Origin of the sequence: Pseudomonas sp. Z003-0.4C(8344-21) (assembly GCF_900104975.1) — a bacterium.
GTDB classification, from domain to species: Bacteria; Pseudomonadota; Gammaproteobacteria; order Pseudomonadales; family Pseudomonadaceae; genus Aquipseudomonas; species Aquipseudomonas granadensis.
Map to the genome: position 1 here is coordinate 4,777,953 of NZ_LT629756.1, position 20,171 is coordinate 4,798,123.

17 protein-coding genes are annotated in these 20,171 nt (G+C 60.2%); 8 read left to right on the forward strand and 9 right to left on the reverse strand.

Annotated features, from left to right (window positions below):
• Nucleotides 1-12: 12 nt before the first annotated feature.
• Nucleotides 13-327 carry a 3-phosphoglycerate kinase gene (locus tag BLU24_RS21525; protein ID WP_083353346.1) on the reverse strand — a complete coding sequence of 105 codons (315 nt, stop codon included), beginning with the start codon at nt 325-327 and terminating at the stop codon, nt 13-15.
• A 49-nt stretch (nt 328-376) separates the two neighbouring features.
• On the opposite strand from BLU24_RS21525, the gene BLU24_RS21530 reads away from it, so the two are divergent.
• The 4 genes from BLU24_RS21530 (at nt 377) to BLU24_RS21545 (ending at nt 4,606) form a co-directional block, all read left to right on the forward strand.
• On the forward strand, nt 377-1,300 hold the full coding sequence (locus BLU24_RS21530) for a LysR family transcriptional regulator (RefSeq protein WP_090282261.1): 924 nt from the start codon (nt 377-379) through the stop codon (nt 1,298-1,300).
• A gap of 14 nt (nt 1,301-1,314) precedes the next feature.
• Complete coding sequence (locus tag BLU24_RS21535; RefSeq protein WP_093103673.1) at nt 1,315-2,118, forward strand: alpha/beta fold hydrolase; 804 nt, start codon at nt 1,315-1,317, stop codon at nt 2,116-2,118.
• Nucleotides 2,119-2,121: 3 nt separating this feature from the next.
• Entirely contained in the window at nt 2,122-2,685 is a 564-nt protein-coding gene (locus tag BLU24_RS21540; protein ID WP_093103676.1) for a peptidylprolyl isomerase, read from the forward strand.
• An 88-nt stretch (nt 2,686-2,773) separates the two neighbouring features.
• Nucleotides 2,774-4,606 carry an ABC transporter ATP-binding protein gene (locus tag BLU24_RS21545; protein ID WP_093103679.1) on the forward strand — a complete coding sequence of 611 codons (1,833 nt, stop codon included), beginning with the start codon at nt 2,774-2,776 and terminating at the stop codon, nt 4,604-4,606.
• 117 nt (nt 4,607-4,723) lie between these two features.
• Here BLU24_RS21545 and BLU24_RS21550 read toward each other — a convergent pair whose 3' ends face one another.
• Nucleotides 4,724-5,848, reverse strand: coding sequence for a GNAT family N-acetyltransferase (locus BLU24_RS21550; protein ID WP_093103682.1), 1,125 nt, complete (start codon nt 5,846-5,848; stop codon nt 4,724-4,726).
• A gap of 279 nt (nt 5,849-6,127) precedes the next feature.
• Between BLU24_RS21550 and BLU24_RS21555 the strand changes: the two genes are divergently transcribed.
• Nucleotides 6,128-7,450, forward strand: coding sequence for a putative porin (locus BLU24_RS21555; protein ID WP_093103685.1), 1,323 nt, complete (start codon nt 6,128-6,130; stop codon nt 7,448-7,450).
• A 144-nt stretch (nt 7,451-7,594) separates the two neighbouring features.
• On the opposite strand, the gene BLU24_RS21560 is transcribed toward BLU24_RS21555, so the two are convergent.
• The 5 genes from BLU24_RS21560 to aceK all read right to left on the reverse strand — a co-directional run bounded on the left by BLU24_RS21560 (nt 7,595) and on the right by aceK (nt 15,790).
• Complete coding sequence (locus BLU24_RS21560) at nt 7,595-7,831, reverse strand: anti-sigma factor family protein (protein WP_090282255.1); 237 nt, start codon at nt 7,829-7,831, stop codon at nt 7,595-7,597.
• Nucleotides 7,825-8,436, reverse strand: a complete 612-nt coding sequence (locus tag BLU24_RS21565) for an RNA polymerase sigma factor (RefSeq protein WP_093103688.1) — start codon at nt 8,434-8,436, stop codon at nt 7,825-7,827. The genes BLU24_RS21560 and BLU24_RS21565 overlap by 7 nt, the downstream gene beginning before the upstream one ends.
• 137 nt (nt 8,437-8,573) lie before the next feature.
• Nucleotides 8,574-9,695, reverse strand: a complete 1,122-nt coding sequence (locus BLU24_RS21570; RefSeq protein ID WP_093103691.1) for a beta-ketoacyl-ACP synthase III — start codon at nt 9,693-9,695, stop codon at nt 8,574-8,576.
• A gap of 327 nt (nt 9,696-10,022) precedes the next feature.
• Nucleotides 10,023-13,934: an ATP-dependent RNA helicase HrpA gene (hrpA, locus tag BLU24_RS21575; RefSeq protein WP_093103694.1), complete on the reverse strand. Its 3,912-nt coding sequence runs from the start codon at nt 13,932-13,934 to the stop codon at nt 10,023-10,025.
• 134 nt (nt 13,935-14,068) lie between these two features.
• Nucleotides 14,069-15,790, reverse strand: a complete 1,722-nt coding sequence (aceK, locus tag BLU24_RS21580) for a bifunctional isocitrate dehydrogenase kinase/phosphatase (protein ID WP_093103697.1) — start codon at nt 15,788-15,790, stop codon at nt 14,069-14,071.
• A 206-nt stretch (nt 15,791-15,996) separates the two neighbouring features.
• Here aceK and BLU24_RS21585 point away from each other — a divergent pair, with 206 nt between their 5' ends.
• Complete coding sequence (locus BLU24_RS21585) at nt 15,997-16,905, forward strand: DMT family transporter (protein ID WP_093103700.1); 909 nt, start codon at nt 15,997-15,999, stop codon at nt 16,903-16,905.
• A gap of 122 nt (nt 16,906-17,027) precedes the next feature.
• Here the strand turns inward: BLU24_RS21585 and BLU24_RS21590 are convergent, their stop codons facing one another.
• The gene (locus tag BLU24_RS21590) at nt 17,028-17,888 is read right to left on the reverse strand and encodes a DMT family transporter (protein ID WP_093103703.1); all 861 of its coding nucleotides are present in this window, start codon (nt 17,886-17,888) and stop codon (nt 17,028-17,030) included.
• A 547-nt stretch (nt 17,889-18,435) separates the two neighbouring features.
• Between BLU24_RS21590 and BLU24_RS21595 the strand changes: the two genes are divergently transcribed.
• Entirely contained in the window at nt 18,436-18,858 is a 423-nt protein-coding gene (locus tag BLU24_RS21595) for a hypothetical protein (protein ID WP_331717143.1), read from the forward strand.
• Nucleotides 18,859-18,893: 35 nt separating this feature from the next.
• Nucleotides 18,894-19,055 (forward strand): hypothetical protein, encoded by a 162-nt coding sequence (locus BLU24_RS21600; protein WP_231990170.1) that lies wholly within the window; start codon nt 18,894-18,896, stop codon nt 19,053-19,055.
• Between the two features lie 50 nt (nt 19,056-19,105).
• On the opposite strand, the gene BLU24_RS21605 is transcribed toward BLU24_RS21600, so the two are convergent.
• Complete coding sequence (locus BLU24_RS21605; RefSeq protein WP_093103712.1) at nt 19,106-20,044, reverse strand: aspartyl/asparaginyl beta-hydroxylase domain-containing protein; 939 nt, start codon at nt 20,042-20,044, stop codon at nt 19,106-19,108.
• Nucleotides 20,045-20,171 lie beyond the last annotated feature (127 nt).

The window sequence follows — 20,171 nt, forward strand, 5'->3', positions numbered from 1 at the left end:
AAGGGATTACCGTTATTTCGGGGTGCAGGTCAGTTTGATGCGCAGCTTGATGATCTCGCGGGTGAACTTGGCCGTGGCGTTTTTATGTTTGCCGGCCGGCACGTCGATACTGCGCGTGCGCGGCGCTTCCGGACCGTTGCTGAATACCGCGCGACACGTCGCATCGACGTCACCGTAGTTGGCCACCCGAATCGAGCCGATGTCGTTATCGGTGTCGAAGGTCTCGTAGTCGATCTTCATGCCGTTGAGGTCTTTCTGCACATCGATCGGATAAGCAAAAGCCGTCAACGGCAGCAACGCCAGCACCACACAACAGAATTTTTTCATTCGCCGCTCTCCATGGGGAACGGCCAGCTTAGGACAAGAGGAGCTATTGATGAAAGCGCCCCGCGTGACACTGGATCAATGGCGAACGTTGCAGGCCGTGGTCGACCACGGCGGATTCGCCCAGGCCGCCGAGGTCTTGCACCGTTCGCAATCGTCGGTGAGCTACACCGTGGCGCGCATGCAGGACCAGCTCGGCGTGCCGCTTCTGCGCATCGACGGCCGTAAAGCCGTGCTCACCGAAGCCGGCGGCGTGCTGCTGCGCCGTTCCCGGCAACTGGTGAAACAGGCCAGCCAACTCGAAGACCTTGCCCACCACATGGAGCAAGGCTGGGAAGCCGAAGTGCGGCTGGTGGTCGACGCGGCGTACCCGAGCGCGCGTATCGTGCGGGCATTGACCGCGTTCATGCCGCAGAGCCGCGGCTGCCGGGTGCGTCTGCGCGAAGAAGTATTGTCGGGCGTTGAGGAAGTCCTGCTCGAAGGCGTTGCCGACCTGGCGATCACCGGTCTGAGCATTCCCGGTTATCTGGGGGCGGAATTAAGCGACGTCGAGTTCGTCGCCGTCGCCCACCCTGATCACCCGCTGCACCGGCTCAATCGCGAGCTGAGCTTTCAGGATCTGGAGACCCAGATGCAAGTGGTGATCCGCGACTCCGGTCGCCAGCAGCCGCGCGATGTCGGCTGGCTCGGCGCCGAACAGCGCTGGACGGTCGGCAGCCTTGCCACTGCCGCAACGTTTGTCAGCAGCGGACTGGGCTTTGCCTGGCTGCCCCGGCACATGATCGAGCGGGAACTCAAGGATGGCTCGCTGAAGCTGCTACCGTTGGACAGAGGCGGCAATCGCAATTCCAGCTTCTATCTGTATTCGAACAAGGACAAACCCTTGGGCCCGGCCACGCAAATCCTTATCGAACTGCTGCGCACCTTCGATACCTTGCCGCTGGACGCCCCGTTCGCCGCCCCCGAGCAAGCCTGACACGGAGTTCACCGATGGCCTTTTTCGAGCACGATGGTTGCAACCTGCATTACGAAGAATATGGCCACGGCGCCCCGTTATTGCTGGTCCACGGGCTTGGTTCGAGCACGCTGGACTGGGAGATGCAGATCCCGGCACTGGCCGCGCATTACCGGGTGATCGTCCCGGATATTCGCGGTCACGGCCGCTCGGACAAGCCGCGTGAGCGTTACAGCATCGCCGGTTTCAGCACCGACCTGCTCGCGCTGATCGAATATCTGAACCTCGGCCCGGTGCACTATGTCGGCCTGTCGATGGGCGGGATGATCGGCTTCCAGCTCGGCGTCGATCAGCCGCAGGCACTGAAAAGCCTGACCATCGTCAACAGCGCACCACAGGTCAAACTGCGCAGCCGCGACGATTACTGGCAGTGGTTCAAGCGCTGGAGCCTGATGCGCCTGCTCAGCCTCGAGACCATCGGCAAAGCCCTCGGCAGCAAGCTTTTTCCCAAGCCGGAACAGGCCGACCTGCGACGAAAAATGGCCGAACGCTGGGCAACAAACGACAAACGTGCTTATCTCGCCAGCTTCGATGCGATTGTGGGTTGGGGGGTTCAGGAACGACTTTCCCGGGTGACCTGTCCAACCCTCATCGTCAGCGCCGACCGCGACTACACGCCTGTGGCGCTGAAAGAAACCTATGTAAAACTGCTACCGAATGCGCGGCTGGTGGTGATCGCCGACTCGCGCCACGCCACCCCGCTCGATCAACCCGAACGCTTCAACCACACGCTGCTGGAGTTTCTCGCCGCAGCCGACATTCAATCTCAGGATCACTGACCCATGCTGAAAAAACTCGCCCTCGCCGCTGGTACCGTGCTGTTTGCCGCCAACCTGATGGCTGCCACCCCAGCCAAGGCGCCCCATGTTTTGCTCGACACCACCAACGGCCAGATCGAAATCGAACTGGACCCGGTCAAGGCACCGATCAGCACCAAGAACTTTCTTGAGTACGTCGACAGCGGCTTTTACACCAACACGATTTTCCACCGCGTGATCCCGGGCTTCATGGCACAGGGCGGCGGCTTCACTCAACAGATGCAACAAAAAGACACCAAGGCGCCGATCAAGAACGAAGCCAGCAACGGCCTGCACAACGTTCGCGGCACCCTGTCGATGGCCCGCACCTCCAACCCGGATTCGGCCACCAGCCAGTTCTTCATCAATGTGGCTGACAACGCGTTCCTCGATCCGGGCCGTGATGCCGGTTACGCGGTGTTCGCCAAAGTGGTCAAGGGCATGGACGTCGTGGATATCATCGTCAACTCGCAAACCACTACCAAACAAGGCATGCAAAACGTGCCTGTCGACCCTGTGATCATCAAGTCGGCCAAGCGCATCGACTGATTGCTGCAGGGCATTACGAGCGGCGACGGCCTGATCCCGCGCCGCTCACACTGATAAAAGGAGAGCCCGTCTTGCGGGCGATTATCTGATGCTCTATCGCCGTTTCGAACAACTGATCGATATCTTCCGCGACGCCCCGACGGCGTCTCCTCCAGACCGCGTCTGGCCTTTCTATACCTATTATCTGAAGCAGGTCTGGCCGAGTTTCGCCGCCCTGCTGGTCGTCGGGCTGTTTGCCTCGCTGATCGAAGTGGCGCTGTTCAGTTACCTGAGCCGCATCATCGACTTGGCGCAGGGCACGCCCAACCCGAACTTCTTCAGTGAACACGCCCTCGAACTGACGTGGATGCTGGTGGTGGCCCTGGTGCTGCGGCCGATCTTTTTCGCCCTCCACGACCTGCTGGTGCACCAGACCCTGAGCCCGGGCATGACCAGCATGATTCGCTGGCAGAACCACAGCTACGTGCTCAAGCAGAGCCTGAATTTCTTCCAGAACGACTTCGCGGGGCGCATCGCCCAGCGGATCATGCAGACCGGCAACTCGCTGCGTGATTCGGCGGTGCAGGCGGTCGACGCGTTGTGGCACGTGGTGATCTACGCGATCAGTTCGCTGGTGCTGTTCGCCGAGGCCGACTGGCGCCTGATGATTCCGCTGCTGACGTGGATCATCGCCTACATCGGCGCGCTGTATTACTTCGTCCCCCGCGTGAAGGAACGCTCGGTGGAAGCCTCCGACGCGCGCTCGAAACTGATGGGCCGCATCGTCGACGGCTACACCAACATCGCCACGCTGAAACTGTTCGCCCACACCAACTTCGAACAGCACTACGCCAAAGAGGCCATCGAAGAACAGACCGTCAAAGCACAAATGGCCGGCCGTGTGGTGACCAGCATGGACGTGACGATCACCACCATGAACGGCCTGCTGATCGTCGGCACTACGGCGCTGGCCTTGTGGCTGTGGACCCAGTCGCTGATCACGGTCGGGGCGATTGCCCTGGCGACCGGGCTGGTGATCCGCATCGTCAACATGTCCGGCTGGATCATGTGGGTGGTCACCGGGATCTTCGAAAACATCGGCATGGTCCAGGACGGTTTGCGCACCATTTCGCAACCGGTCAGCGTCACCGATCACGAGCAGGCCAAACCGTTGCAAGTGGCCCGTGGCGAAGTGCGTTTCGAGCACGTGGATTTTCACTACGGCAAAAAACGCGGGATCATCGGCGACCTCAACCTGAACATCAAACCGGGGGAAAAGATCGGTTTGATCGGCCCGTCCGGCGCTGGCAAATCGACGCTGGTCAACCTGCTGCTGCGCCTGTACGACGTCGAGGGCGGGCGGATTCTGATCGATGGCCAGAACATCGCCGAAGTCGGCCAGGAAAGCCTGCGCGAGCGTATCGGCATGATCACTCAGGACACCTCCTTGCTGCACCGTTCGATCCGCGACAATTTGCTTTATGGCAAACCCGACGCGACCGACGCCGAGCTGTGGGAAGCGGTGCACAAGGCCCGTGCCGATGAGTTCATTCCGCTGCTGTCCGATGCCGAGGGCCGTACCGGCTTCGACGCGCATGTCGGTGAGCGCGGGGTGAAACTGTCCGGCGGCCAGCGGCAACGTATCGCCATCGCGCGGGTGCTGCTCAAGGACGCGCCGATCCTGATCATGGACGAAGCCACCTCGGCGCTGGACTCGGAAGTCGAAGCGGCGATTCAGGAAAGCCTGGAAACCCTGATGCAGGGCAAAACCGTGATCGCCATTGCCCACCGCCTTTCGACCATCGCGCGCATGGACCGGCTGGTGGTGCTGGAAAACGGCAAGATCGCCGAAAGCGGAACCCACGCCGAATTGCTCGCCCATCGCGGCTTGTACGCGCGGCTGTGGGCGCATCAGACCGGAGGCTTTGTCGGCATCGATTAAATCTGCCGAACACCACAAGACCTGTAGGAGTGAGCCTGCTCGCGATGGCGGAGTGTCAGCATCAATAACATTGACTGACACACCGCCATCGCGAGCAGGCTCACTCCTGCAAGGGTTCTAGGTCTGGCGGTAGGGCAAGGCGCTGCGGGCTTCTTCGGCATAAGCAAGGACGCCGGCCCGTTCCTGCTGGAGGAAATCCTTCACCGCCGCCTTCAACCCCGGGTGGCGCAAGTAATGCCACGAATGGGTGATCACCGGCTCAAACCCGCGAATCAACTTGTGTTCACCCTGCGCACCGGCATCAAAGCGCTGATAGCCGTGGGCGATCGCATAGTCCATGCCCTGATAGAAACACGTCTCGAAATGCAGCCGATCGAACTCGGCCAGGCAGCCCCAGTAACGACCGTAGAAACTGTCGCCACCGACCAGACTAAAGGCCATCGCCACCGGCCGAGAACCTTGTTTGGCCAGTACCACGCGAATCGCTTCGGGCATGCGCTCGGCGAGCAGACTGAAAAACTCACGGGTCAGGTACGGCGCCTGGCGCCGCACCGCGTAGGTATTGGCGTAGCAGGCGTAGACGAAATCCCATTGCGCCTCGTCCAGCTCATGCCCCTCCAGCCACTCGAATTCGAAGCCCTGCTCCGCCACTTGCTCACGCTCCTTGCGCATCTGTTTGCGCTTGCGTGAACTGAGCGCATCGAGGAAATCCTGGAAGTCGCGGTAGCCGCGATTCTGCCAGTGATACTGGCAGCCAATGCGCTGCAGCCAGCCAGGCTGTGCGGCCATCGCCGCGTCGGTGAACGGGTCGGTGAAATTGATGTGCGCGCTGGAAAGCCCTTCGATCTCCAGATAGCCCGGCAGACTCTTGAGCAGTTCGTAACCGTCTTCGACATTCGCCGCCAATAGCCGCGGACCGCCGACCGGGCTGAACGGCACGGCGCTGAGATACTTGGGGTAATACTCGATGCCGGCACGGGCACAGGCGTCGGCCCAGCCGTGATCGAAAACGTATTCGCCGTAGGAATGCCACTTGCGATAACCGGGTAACGCGGCGATCAGGCGATCCCCTTCAACATGCAGCAAATGCTCGGGCTGCCAACCGCTGTGCGGGCCGACGCTGCCGCTGTCCTCCATCGCACTGAGGAAAGCGTGACGCAGAAACGGCTGGTTTTCCGGCACCAGTGCGTCCCAGCTCGCCGGGGCGATTTGCGACAGGTTTTGCAGGCATTGCAACGGCATCGACAAGCTCTCCAGACAGACTTCAGCGCCCGGCGAGTATCGCCGATTGCGCACGGTTGCACACCCGCCATCGCGACGACAGTGCTCTAGCCCGATAGTTCAGGGCGCATCGCGATCGTCATCAACCTGCCATCACCGTGCCACTGCTCTGTCATAAACGATCGCGATACTGGCGCCTGTTTTTAGAGCGCCGGGTTCTAGCCCGGACACAGTTTTCCGACGTCAACGTCGGTTGTGCCCAGGATGGTTCAGCCATCCCTTTCATCTTCGGAGATTGCTATGCGTCTTGCTTCCACGAAAACTGCGGCAGCCCTGTGTGGCGGCCTGTTGCTGGCCATGAGTGTTCCGGCCAGTGCCGCAGTCGACGCCAAACTGCTCGACATGCTCAAGGCCAACGGTTCGATTTCCCAGGCGCAGTACATCGAACTGCAAACGGAGCTGGCCAAGGATCAGAAGGCTCAGCAAATCGCCCAGCAGGCGCAGCAAGAGACCAATGAACAAGTCGCGGCTGTCGCAAAGAAGAGCAACGAACAAAGCGCCTTCGACCAGAAACTGGCCTGGGCGGCCAAGACCCAGTTCAAAGGCGATGTGCGTGTCCGTCAGGAAACCATCAAGATCGACGGCGAACCGAACAACGGCGGCCGCGACAAGGACCGTCAGCGCATCCGTGCCCGTCTGGGCGCCTATACCGAGATCAACCCGCAGGTCGACACCGGCATTCGTATCGCCACTGGCGGCGGTGACGACGCGCGTTCGACCAACCAGGACCAGGACAACTACTTCGACAAGAAGCAGATCTGGCTCGACCTCGGCTACATCGACTACCACCCTGACCAGATCAAGAACCTGCACGTCATCGGCGGCAAGATGCTGCAACCGTGGGTGAGCATGGGCGACGTGATCTGGGACAGCGATATCAACCCGGAAGGTCTGGCACTCACTTACAAGTACCCACTGGGCGGCAGCGCCGAGCTGTTCGGCAGCCTGGGTAACTACAACCTCAAGGACAACGTCGACGGCGACGGCGTGCAGTTCCGCCACGACCTGCGTCTGACCGCCGGCCAGTTGGGCAGCCGCTTCAACATCACCGATAACCTGAAAGTGACTTTGGGTGGCAGTGTCTACGCCTACCAGAACGACGACGACAGCCGTTGCACCGGTACTTCGACACCGTGCGCCCTGGCCGTCAACGGCAACTCGGCCAACAACGAATTCCGTCTGTATGAAGGGTTCAGCCAGGTCGACATCGGCGGTCTGCCGATGCCACTGTCGTTCTACGGTCAGTACGTGAAAAACAACGATGCCGTGACCGATCAGGACACCGCCTGGTTGCTCGGCGCAAAATCGAAAGTGTTCGGCCTGAACCTCGACTACAACTACCGCGACGTGCAGCGCAACGCCGTGGTCGGTGCCTTCACCGACTCCGACTTCGCCAACGGCACTACCGGTTCGCGTGGTCACAAGTTCAAGGTCGGTTACGACATCGACAAGAACTTCGCCATCGGCGCGACCTACTTCCTGACCAAGGCCGACTTCGCCAGCCGCGGTCAGCGCGATGCAGATGCCAACACGCTGCAACTGGACGCCGAAGCCAAGTTCTAAGAAAACAGCTCCAGGCTTCGAGCGACAAGCTGCAAGTCACCGCTCCCCTTGCGGCTTGTCGATCGAAGCTGGTTTTCCTGCAGCCCGGTGCCGCTTCAGCGATCCCCATCATCCGTTCGCTGGCGCTACACCGGGCTGATTTTTTCAGGAATTCTCGTCACGCCTCTGCGTCGCCAGACGTTCAGCCAGGGCATCCACTCCCTGTTCCGGTTTCTCCGGCATCGCCTTCAGTGTCGCCTGCATCAAACGCATCTGCCGCATGAAACGCCGGCAGTTGGGGCAGAACATCAAGTGATGGCGCACCATCAGCTTTTCCCGAAAACTCAACTGGTCATCGAGATAATCGCTGGAGCGCGCCACTTGTTCCTTACAGGTCAGCATTCTCCGGTCTCCTCAAAATGCTCCACGGTCGCGAAGACTTTCAGCCGCGCACGATGCAGCAGCACACGCACGTTGGAGAGCGAGATCTCCAGAAGATTACAGATTTCTTCCAGCTCCAGTCCCTGACGCTCGCGCAACAGCAAGACGCTGCTCTGCAGTTCCGACAGGCTCAGCAGCGTGTGCTCCAGGCAGTCACGCAATTCGCCTTCGGTGAGCAGCGCTTCGGGCGTGTCCTGATGCCAGGCGAACGGCGCTACCAGCCAATGGCCGTCACTCGAGGAAAAACGATCGTCGTCGATGCTGCCGTGAGGCGATGGCAAATCATCCATCAGCACTTCGCGGCGATTGAGCTTGTAGCGGCTTTTCGCCGAATTGGCGGTGATCGTCAGCAGCCAGGTCTTGAGGCTGGAACGCCCCTCGAAGCTGCCGAGATGGCGCACCACCGACAGCCAGGCGTCCTGCACTACCTCCTCGACATGGCGCTGGCCGACGATGGCATAAGCCACGGCGCGCATGGCGCTCTGATACGTCGTCACCAGTTCCTTGAATGCCTGTTGCTCGCCAGCCAGCAGGCGCGTGAGCAGAAGGGTATCGTCAGCCGCCATCCATCATCCCCTTGTTCCGATTCCATAGACGAACGCGGCAGGTGATGGACCTGCCGCTCTCTGCGGAAAAATTACAGCGTTAGAACCGATTCGGATGTAGGAAAGGTCGCCGCGATTAAGCGGAAATTAAACCGATTTCACCGCTTGCGCAGAATCACGCTGCCGATCGAATAGCCTGCACCGAACGAACTGAGCACCGCCAGCGAGCCGGAGGCGAGGTCGTCCTGATATTTGTGGAATGCAATCACCGAACCGGCCGAACTGGTGTTGGCGTAGGTGTCGAGAATAACCGGCGCTTCCTCTTCGGTGGCTTCGCGGCCGAGCAGTTTGCGCACGATCAGGTGGTTCATGCTCAGGTTGGCCTGGTGCAGCCAGAAGCGCTTCACATCGGCGACATTGAGCTGGTTTTCCTGCAGATGCTCGCCGACCAGTTCGGCAACCATCGGGCAAACGTCCTTGAACACCTTGCGGCCTTCCTGCACGAACAGCTTGTCGCGCGTGCCAATGCCTTCCTCAGCCGCACGGTTGAGGAAACCAAAGTTGTTGCGGATGTTGTTGGAGAACTTGGTCAGCAGCTTGGTGCTGACCACGTCGAACTGGTATTTGGACGTGGCCAGATCGGCCCGCTCGATGATCACGGCCGTGGCGGCGTCACCGAAAATGAAGTGGCTGTCACGGTCGCGGAAGTTGAGGTGACCGGTGCAGACTTCCGGGTTGACCATCAGAATCGCCCGCGCCTGGGCCAGTTGCACACTGTTGGCCGCCGCCTGAATGCCGAAGGTCGCCGAGGAGCAGGCCACGTTCATGTCGAAACCGAAGCCCTGAATGCCCAGCGCTTCCTGGACTTCGATGGCAATGGCCGGATAGGCGCGTTGCAGGTTCGAGCAGGCAACGATCACGCCGTCGATATCGGCGGCGGTCTTGCCGGCACGCTGCAAGGCTTGCTCGGCCGCGCCCACGGCCATCTGGCAGAGCACCGACCATTCGTCGTTGGAACGCTCCGGCAGGCGCGGGGCCATGCGTTGCGGATCAAGGATGCCGTCCTTGTCCATGACGAAGCGGCTCTTGATGCCCGAGGCTTTTTCGATGAACGCGGCGCTGGATTCGGTCAGGGCCTGGACTTCGCCGCTGGCGATGGCCTCGGCATTGTCGGCATTGAACCGGGCGACGTAGGTGTTGAAAGATTCCACCAGCTCTTCGTTGGAGATGCTGTTGGCCGGGGTGTACAGGCCGGTGCCGCTGATGACGACGTTATGCATGCTCGTTTCTCTAATCTGTTCAGGCAGAAAGTGCTGGAACCGTCGTACCAACACACAAAGGGTCTATTGCCGTCCGGGGGACGCAAACCTGGCATTGTTTTATTCCGCGGCGCGACACAGCGAAGGCTCTGGGTCGCGAAACCGGCGTTTATTGTGGCGAAGTTTGCCATAAACCCAAGGTTTTGGCGCCATTCTCCTGCTAAACGCCGCTCCCCCTGTAGGAGTGAGCCTGCTCGCGATAGCGATCTGTCTGCCAGTGATAATGTGACTGACACACCGCAATCGCGAGCAGGCTCACTCCTACAGGGGATTGCGCATGGCTCGAGATCAAGGCTCGACCTGACTCCACTGCTTGCTCAGGCGCTTGTCCGAGATCGGTACTTTCGTGCCCAACTGCTGGGCGAACAGCGAGACGCGGTATTCCTCCAGCCACCAGCGGTACAACTCAAGCTGCGGATCGCGCTTGCCTTCCTGCGCATGCTTGGCCGCACGGGCCTGGTATTGCGCCCAGAGGCCGGCGAGTTCGCTGCTCCAGACCCGGTCCTTCTGCAATTGCGCAGCAAGCTTGTCGAAACGCTGTTCGACTGCTTTCAGGTAACGCGGCAGCTCCTTGAGCCACTGCATCGGCGTTTCACGGACGAACCCCGGATAGACCAGATGGCCGATTTGCTGCTTGATGTCATTCAGCGCCACCGCTTGAGCGAGGTCGATCTTGCCCTTGAAGCGTTTTTGCAAACCGTGCCAGAGCTTGAGAATTTCCAGGGTCAGGCGCGCCACGCGTTCGGCGTGCTCGGTCCAGTTGCCGCGTTTGCGCTCGGCCAGTGCCGCCAGACCGGCACCGTCACGGGGCAACGGGTCTTCGCCGTCCAGGATGCAGCTGTCGAGACTGGCCAGCAGAATGTCTTCGACCAGCGCATCGACGCGGCCCAGCTCACGATAGAGCAAGCCCAGCTCGGTCTGCCCCGGCAACTTGCCGCGCAGGAATTTGGCCGGCTCGGCCAATTGCTGCATCAGCAAGCGCTGCAAGGCTCGACGATGCTGGAACTCGGCCTCGGCCGGCGTCGAGAAGCGCCCTTCCTTGACCGTACCGCCCTCCTCGACCAGCGCCGGGTACACCGTCATCGACAGGCCGGCAATCTTTTGCTGAGTCTTTTGCGCTACCGGCGCGAAGACTTTCGCCTCCACCGGCTGCTGACTCCTGGCACTCTGCGGCACCGCCAGTGCCGCCTGGCTGGCTTCGGCAAAGCGCGCGGTCAGCTCGGCCAGATCGCGGCCTTCGCCGAGGAACTTGCCTTGGCCATCGACGATTTCCAGGTTCATGCGCAGATGGCTTTCCACCTGCTGCGCAGCTTCCGCCCACGCCTCGTCGCTGACCCGCGCACCGGTCATGCGCAGCAGTTCACGACCCAATGCTTGCGGCAGCGAACCTTCGGCGAAGGTCATGCGCTGCAACGCGGCTTTGATGAAATCCGGCACCGGCACGAAGTTCTTGCGCAGGGCTTTCGGCAGATTGCGCACCAGCGCAATGCATTTGGCCTCGATCAGCCCCGGCACCAGCCACTCCAGGCGCTCCGGCGGCAGCATCGGCAACAGCGGCGCCGGCACTCGCAGGGTCACGCCGTCGCGCGGGTGATTGGGTTCGAAGTGATAGGCCAGCGCCAGTTCCAGATCGCCGATGTGCAGCGTGTCCGGGTAATCGCGTGCGGTGACTTCACTGGCCTCGCGGGCCAGCACGTCCTCTTCGCGCATGATCAGCAGTTGCGGGTCTTTCTGGCTGTTGACCTTGTACCAGCTATCGAAGGTCGCAGTCTGGTGGATCTCGGCCGGCAGACGCGCATCGTAGAAGGCGTAGAGGGTTTCTTCGTCGGCAAGAATGTCACGGCGGCGCGCCTTGGCTTCCAGTTCGTCGAGCTGCTCGAGCAATTGCTGGTTGGCGCTCAGGCATTTGGCTCGCGACTGAATCTCGCCGCGCACCAGGCCTTCGCGGATAAACAGCTCGCGCGACACCACGGGATCGACCGGGCCGTAATGCACCGGGCGCCGGCCGACGACGATCAGGCCGAACAAGGTGATCTGCTCGAAAGCCACCACCTGACCGCGCTTCTTTTCCCAGTGCGGTTCGAAGTGGTTTTTCTTGATCAGGTGCCCGGCCAGCGGTTCGATCCAGTCGGCGTCGATCTTGGCGACCATGCGCGCATAGAGCTTGGTGGTTTCCACCAGTTCAGCGGCCATCAGCCATTGCGGGCGCTTTTTGCCGATACCCGACGACGGATGAATCCAGAAGCGTCGCTGCCGTGCGCCGAGGTAATCGCCGTCTTCAGTTTTCTGGCCGATCTGGCTGAGCAGGCCGACCAGCACCGCTTTGTGCAGTTTCGGATAGTCGGCCGGCTCTTTGTTCAGGCTCAACTGCAGGTCGCGGCAGATCAGGCTCAACTGGCGATGCGAGTCGCGCCATTCGCGCAAGCGCATGTAATTGAGGAAGTTCTTGCGGCACCAGTTGCGCAGCGGACTGGCCGTCAGCGCCTGGCGCTGCTCTTCAAAACCGCGCCATAGATTGACCAGTCCGGCGAAGTCGGAATCGCTGTCTTTCCATTGTGCGTGGGCCTGATCGGCCGCTTGCTGACGCTCCGGCGGACGCTCGCGCGGGTCCTGAATCGACATGGCGCTGGCGACGATCAGCACTTCCTGCAGGCTGCCGAGTTTCGCCGCTTCCAGCAGCATGCGGCCCATGCGCGGATCGACCGGCAGGCGCGCCAATTGGCGACCCAGCGGCGTCAGCTGACTGTTACGGTCGACTGCCGAAAGCTCCTGCAACAGGTTGAACCCGTCGCTGATCGCCTTGCCATCCGGCGGCTCGATGAACGGGAACGCGGTGATTTCGCCAAGGCGCAGGTGCAGCATCTGCAAGATAACGGCGGCGAGGTTGGTGCGCAGGATTTCCGGATCGGTAAATTCCGGGCGACCGAGGAAGTCTTCCTCGCTGTACAGGCGCACGCAGATACCCGGCTCGACCCGGCCGCAACGGCCCTTGCGCTGATTGGCGCTGGCCTGGGAAATCGCCTCGATCGGCAAGCGTTGAACCTTGGCGCGGTAGCTGTAGCGGCTGATGCGCGCGGTGCCGCTGTCGATCACGTAGCGGATGCCCGGCACGGTCAGCGAGGTTTCGGCAACGTTGGTCGCCAGGACTACACGGCGACCGGGGTGCGACTGGAAAATCCGCTGCTGCTCAGCCGGCGACAGGCGCGCGTAGAGCGGCAGGATTTCGGTGTGTTTGAGCTGCGCCTTGCGCAACATGTCGGCGGCATCGCGGATCTCGCGCTCGCCGGGCAGGAACACCAGCACATCGCCGGGGCTGCGGCGTTCGCTGCGCTCATAAGCGGCGATCTCGTCGAGGGTGGCGAGGATCGCCTGATCGACGGTCAGGTCGTCCTCGACACGGTTGCCCTCCTCGTCCTGCTCCAGTGTCAGCGGGCGATACCAGGTTTCCACCGGGAACGTGCGGCCGGAGACTTCGACAATCGGCGCATCGTCGAAGTGCTTGGAAAAGCGCTCCAGATCAATGGTCGCCGAGGTGATGATGACTTTCAGATCCGGACGGCGCGGCAGCAGGGTTTTCAGGTAACCGAGGAGGAAATCGATGTTGAGGCTGCGTTCGTGGGCTTCGTCGACGATGATCGTGTCGTAGCGTTCCAGATAGCGGTCGTTCTGGGTTTCCGCGAGCAGTATGCCGTCGGTCATCAGCTTGATCAGGGTGTTGGCGTCGCTCTGATCCTCGAATCGCACCTGATAGCCGACCAGCGACCCGAGCGGTGTGCCGAGTTCTTCGGCGACGCGACTGGCGACACTGCGCGCAGCGATTCGACGCGGCTGGGTGTGGCCGATCAAACCGTGCTGGCCGCGACCGATTTCCAGACAGATCTTCGGCAACTGGGTGGTTTTGCCCGAACCGGTTTCGCCGGCGATGATCAGCACCTGATGCTGTTCCAGGGCCTTTTTGATTTCGTCACGTTTGGCCGCGATCGGCAGGCTGTCGTCGTAACGAATCACCGGCAGGCTGGCCTTGCGCGCCAGCACCTGATCACAGGACGCCTGCATGCGCGCCACCCACTGAGCCAGTTTCGCCTCGTCGGGTTTCTTGCGCAGCTCAAGCAACTGCCGGCGCAACCGGTGACGGTCGGCGAGCATGGCGTGATCGAGGTTTTTCAGCAGTTTGTCGATGGAGGGCGATTCGTCGGTCATCGGGTAGGCAATTCGGTCGTCTGTTTATGCAGGGGGCGATTGTGGCAGAAAAGCAGCTGCCAGCGCCAAGCCGCAAGCTGCAAGTTAAAAGCCGTAGCGGCCTTTAGCTTGAAGCTTGAAGCTTGTAGCTGCCGTCATTCGTTATCGAGGCCCTTGCGCCGATACGGGAAGACGTCAATGACTTTGCCGGCGCGAATCGCCTCTTGCAGGCTTTTCCAGTAATCGGCGTCATACAACTCGCCATGCAACTGATCGAACAATTTGCGCTGCCCGGCATCGGCAAACAGAAACGGCGGAAACTCCTCGGGAAACACGTCCAGCGGCCCGATCGAGTACCACGGTTCGGACGCCATTTCATCTTCCGGCGTGCGCGGCGCGGGGATGTGGCGGAAGTTGGCCTCAGTCAGGAAACAGATCTCGTCGTAGTCATAAAACACCACCCGCCCATGTCGGGTGACGCCGAAGTTTTTCAGCAGCATGTCGCCGGGGAAAATGTTCGCCGCCGCCAGTTGCTTGATCGCCAGACCGTAATCCTCCAGTGCCTCGCGCACCTGAGCCTCGTTGGCATTTTCCAGGTACAGGTTGAGCGGGGTCATGCGCCGCTCGGTCCAGCAGTGGCGGATCAGCACCGTGTCGCCGTCCACGGAAACCGTCGAGGGCGCGACTTCGAGCAATTCCTGCAGACACGCCGGCTCGAACTTGCTCAGCGGAAAACGGAAGTCGGCGAATTCCTGGGTATCGGCCATGCGCCCTACCCGATCGACACTTTTCACCAGTCGGTACTTTTCGATCACCGTGGCGCGGTCGACATTTTTCGACGGTGAGAAACGGTCCTTGATGATTTTGAACACGGTGTTGAAACCCGGCAGGGTAAACACACTCATGACCATACCGCGCACGCCCGGTGCCATGATGAACTGATCGTCGGTATTGGCCAGGTGATTGATCAGCGCGCGGTAAAACTCGGACTTGCCGTGTTTATAGAAACCGATCGAGGTGTACAACTCGGCGATGTGCTTGCCCGGCAGAATGCGCCGCAAAAAACCAATGAACTCGGCCGGCACCGGCACGTCGACCATGAAATACGAACGGGTAAACGAGAAGATGATCGACACGTCGGCTTCGTCGGTGATCAACGCATCGATCTGAATCCCCCGTCCTTCGCGGTGAAGCAACGGAATCACCAGCGGCCATTGCTCGTCGCGGGTGTAGATGCGCCCGACCAGATAAGCACCCTTGTTGCGGTACAGCACCGAGGAAAACAGTTCCACCGCCAGTTCCGGGTCCTTGCACACCCAGTCCGGCAGGTTTTCCCGCAGTTGTGCTTCGAGCCGATTGAGGTCGCCGGGCAGATCGGCGTAATCCTCGCTGAAGCGGAAGTCGGCGAAGATACTGGCGAGCATGCCCGACAGTTGGCCCTGCGGCTTGTAGGTGCGGGTCTGTGCGGCGCGGGCACGACGCAAGGTCGGCCGGGTGGTGTGGATGAACATGCAGCCATCGCTGATCAGGTCATGGCTGAACAGTCCGCAGAAAATCGAGTTGTACCAGGTCTCCGACAGCTCATCGTCGAAGCGCAGGTCGATCACACTGATGTAGGCGCTTTTGACCAGCGGCCAGCAACTGACATTCATCAACGTCTGTTCATCGAAATGCTCGCGCAGGCGCGCAACGGTTTCGCCGACCTTTTCCTCGTAGAGGCTGATCCGCGCCGCCGAGGCAGTCTGGGCTTCTTGCCAGCGGGCCTGCTCGAAACGCTCTCGGGCACCGTCGGTGATACGCCGGAAATGCTCGCGGTAATCGTCGAAGCCAGCGAGGATCATGCGGGCGATGTCGGTGGCTGGCCATTGCTGCGGCATAGGTGAAACCTCGGCGCGAATTCGGTTCGCTTGAGCTTAGTCACGGAAAGGCTCACAGGAAAAGTGCAATTTCAGCCAAAACCGATACCGGCTTGCCCTACAAGCCCACTCGTGCTGGGTGATGCGAAATTAAATGCCCGATTAGCGGTTGCCATGGCCAGGGCACTCGGCAACACTCTCGTCCCGATCAAGGAAGGAGGCCCGCCGTGAGCCCTGTCGATATTTTCCGCATGTTGTCGCTGGCCGCTATCTGGGGCGCGAGTTTTCTGTTCATGCGCATCATTGCGCCGGTGATCGGCACCATTCCAACCGGTTTTTTTCGCGTGTCGATTGCTGCCGCCGGCTTGCTGGTCATACTCGGGCTGATGCGCGTCAGCTGGGATTTCAAAGGCAAACTGAAAACCGTGATGCTGCTGGGGGTGATCAACTCAGGCATTCCAGCAACGCTTTACTCGGTTGCAGCGCAAGTATTGCCGGCCGGTTATTCCGCGATCTTCAATGCCACCACGCCGTTGATGGGCGTGCTGATCGGCGGTTTGTTCTTCAGTGAAAAACTCACCGCGGCGAAACTGGGCGGAGTGTTTCTCGGGTTGTTCGGCGTCGGCGTTCTGACCCGCGCCGGCCCGGTGGCGTTCGACCTGCAACTGTTGATGGGCGCTGTTGCCTGTTTGCTCGCGACCACTTGCTATGGCTTCGCCGGGTTCCTCGCACGACGCTGGCTGGATCAGGCCGGCGGGCTGGACAGTCGCCTCTCGGCGCTGGGCAGCATGCTCGGGGCAACGTTGTTTCTACTGCCGCTATTCGGCTACAGCGTCATCACTGCACCGCCAGTGAGCTGGGGTGGCTGGCACGTCTGGCTGTCGCTGCTCGGTCTGGGCCTGGGTTGCACGGCATTTGCCTACATCATTTATTTCCGCCTGCTCAGCTCGATCGGCCCGGTGAAGTCGATGACCGTGACCTTCATGATCCCGCCGTTCGGGGTGTTGTGGGGGGCGTTGTTGCTGGATGAGCCGCTTTCAATGGCGCACGTGTATGGCGGGGTTCTGATTGCGCTGGCGTTGTGGCTGGTGTTGAAACCTGCGGTGGTGAAGCCGGCAGTGGTGGCTGATCGTTAATTGCGTTGGTGGCGAAGATCGCTATCGCGAGCAGGCTCGCTCCAAGTTGAAATGCGTTCCCCCTGTAGGAGTGAGCCTGCTCGCGATGGCGACCGAACAGCCACCATCGCAACTGAAGGTCATTAAGACTTACGAAACACAAACCCCAGACCAACAATAATCAACAACATCCCCAGCACACTCAACGCCGCCAGGCGATTGCCGAAAATCAGGTAATCCATCACCGCCGTCACCGCCGGTACCAGGTAAAACAGGCTGGTGACGTTGACCAGATTGCCCCGTGCGATCAAGCGATACAGCAACAGCGTCGCCAGCACCGAAACCACCAGTCCCATCCACAACACCGGCACGATAAACCCTGCCGTGTGTTCGAAATGGAACGGCTGGAAGGGCACGAATATCCCGCACAGCAACAGCCCGGCCAGATACTGCACCGGCAGTGTGCCGAGCGGATTGTCAGTGATGCGCTTCTGCATGATCGACCCCAGGGTCATGCTCGCCAGCGCCAGCAGACCAAACAGCATGCCAACCCAGGACATCCCGGCCAGACCGATGCCTTGGTAAACCACCATGATCAACCCGGCCAGGCCTAGCGCCAGCCCGAACATCCGACTGGTCGAGCGCTGCCGTTCCATCAGTACCACGGTGAGAATCGGTTGCACGCCCATGATGGTCGCCATCACCCCCGGGGTGACTTTGCTGTTCAAGGCCAACAGATAAAAGATCTGATACGCCCCCAACAGCACCACACCGGTAGCGATCGCGAACAGCATCGGCTTGCCGCCCTTGGGCAACTTGAGCTTGAGCAGCGGCGCCAGCAGCACCAGCCCGCACAAGGCAATCGCAAAGCGGATCAGCAGAAAGGCGAAGGGTGACGCATGGGCCAACCCCCACTTGGAGAAGATCGCCCCGCTGCTCCACAGCAGAACGAACAGGCTCGTGGACGCCGCCGCGAGCGCGGATTGTTTCGAAAGGACAAACATGAATACCACCTGTAGTCAGGCACAAAGCCAACTCAGCCGAAGCTGAAATTCAGTAGGTTTTTCTGGCGGGCGCAGGGGTCAGCACAAACTGCCGATCAGCCCGAAACGCCAACGCCCGGCGGTGCTAGGACTACGCACACCGGCGCGCTACTGACAGGTGGGGGGTAATGGCTGATCTGCACAGGCTGCTGATTCCCGCACGGCACGACGCCAGCGTTGACCGCTGAATCGACTACCGCGTTGATGTGGGATGCAGGCATTGGTGCGGATCTCTTTGGAAGGAACGTGAGTCGTCTGATTCACGAGCGCCGACTATAACCAGCGCGGGACACAGATTGCAATGACTTGGGCAAAGGGCCGCTAGCGACAGTGCGGTGCCGGGTGATTAGGGTAATTGGCGGTGGCAACGGATTGTCAGGAGACAGGGAATGCAAGAGATCACATGCCCAGGGAACGGACGTATTTGCGGTATCAGTTGTATCGGTCAGAGGCCAGGAAAAAGGCTGCTTACGCCACTCTCCAGATGCAGTCAACCTCAAGTGCAGACATGTCGAAAGTGCGCTTCGAACCTATCGATGCCCAAGCACTGGCGGCCTATGAAGCATGGCACGATTCAGTTTTTTCATGGGATGAGGTCGTCAGATGGAAAGCCCGAGAACCTTTATCGTTCGATATCGCGATCTGGTTCGAACAAGAGCTGTGCGGGCTGTGTTTTGCAAACCCGAACAATAGCCGTCAACGAGTTCGCATCGTGCGGCTAGAGGGAAGACCTGCGAAGGCTCACCCACTCAGAAACCGTATCGCAGCTCTGGCATTGATTGCTATCGATGAATTTGCCCGGATTATCGGCAGTCGCTTGATCGAAGTGCAGGAACCGATGCCGGGAGCGATTCCAATTTATCAGCAACTCGGCTTTGCCTTTGATCTGCAAGGTCGCCTTGTTCTTGCAGTGGAGAATCAAGTATCTTGAAAGCAGTTCAAATTTTGATCAATGAGGAAGGGAGTATGCGTAAAGTCATTAAAAAATCCCTGACCAAGAAGGCGTTGCCCAAGCCTGCAGGCGCGCTTGGAAGTCTCGCGTTATCCGCTAATCAACGTCGTTTTTTGCATGTTCTTGAAAACGGAACTGATCTGGACGAGCCCAGCGTGCTGGCCGGCCGCCCTTGAAGCAAAAAAAACCGCTCCCAGTGAGCGGTTTTTTATTGCCTGATCCAGCCTCAACCAAACAGCCAATACCCCAACAACGTCAGCACAACCACCGCCAGCACCGGGCGCATCACGCGGTAGGCCTTGGGATGACGGCGCTTCCATTGCTTTACCACGCCGCTGAACTTGTCGCTGAAGCGCTTGCTCCAGGCGTAAGCCTGATTGATCCCGCCGACGCGTTCGTCGTCAAGGTTCTGCGGCGCTGTGGCCCGACCGAGCCAGCCACTGATGAAGCGGTTGATGCGGGTCATCAGGCGGTTGCTCAAAGGGCGCTCGATGTCGCAGAACAGGATCACGCGGGTCTGGTCGGTTTCGTTCTTGACCCAGTGCACATAGGTCTCGTCGAACATTACGTCTTCACCGTCACGCCAGGCGTAGACCTGACCGTCGACGAAGATCCGGCAATCGTCCGAGTTCGGCGTCGACAGGCCCAAGTGGTACCGCAGTGAACCGGCGAACGGGTCGCGATGCGGATTGAGGTGACTGCCGCCCGGCAACAGCGCAAACATCGCGCCTTTGACGTTGGGAATCGCACTGACCAGCGCCACCGTTTTCGGGCACAGGGTTTCGGCCGATGGCAGCGGTTTGTCGTACCACTTGAGGTAGAAACGCTTCCAGCCCTTCTTGAAGAACGAACCGAAACCGGCGTCGTTATTCTTTTCCGCGGCGCGGATATAGCCTTCGTCGAACAGGTGCAACGCTTCGTCGCGAATGGTTTCCCAGTTATCGCGCAGCACATCCAGTTCCGGAAACTTGCTGCGATCCAGATACGGTTTCGAGGGCACCCCGGAAAACAGGTACATCAAAGCGTTATACGGAGCGAATAACGCCGAGTGGTTGACGAACTGACGCAATACCGGCAAACGCGCCTTACCGCGCAAATGCACATAAAGCGTGCTGCCCAAAAACAGCAACAGCACAAACGCCTTGGCGGCAAACGAAACGGTCATCAACAACTCCTTGAATAAAGACAACGCTGCGCATGCCTTTTACCCGGCATGGCAGCCGGCCATGATAAACACTACCGGCGCCGGGAAAAACCCGCCTGACAAGATTCAGTGTCAAGCGGTTCGCAAC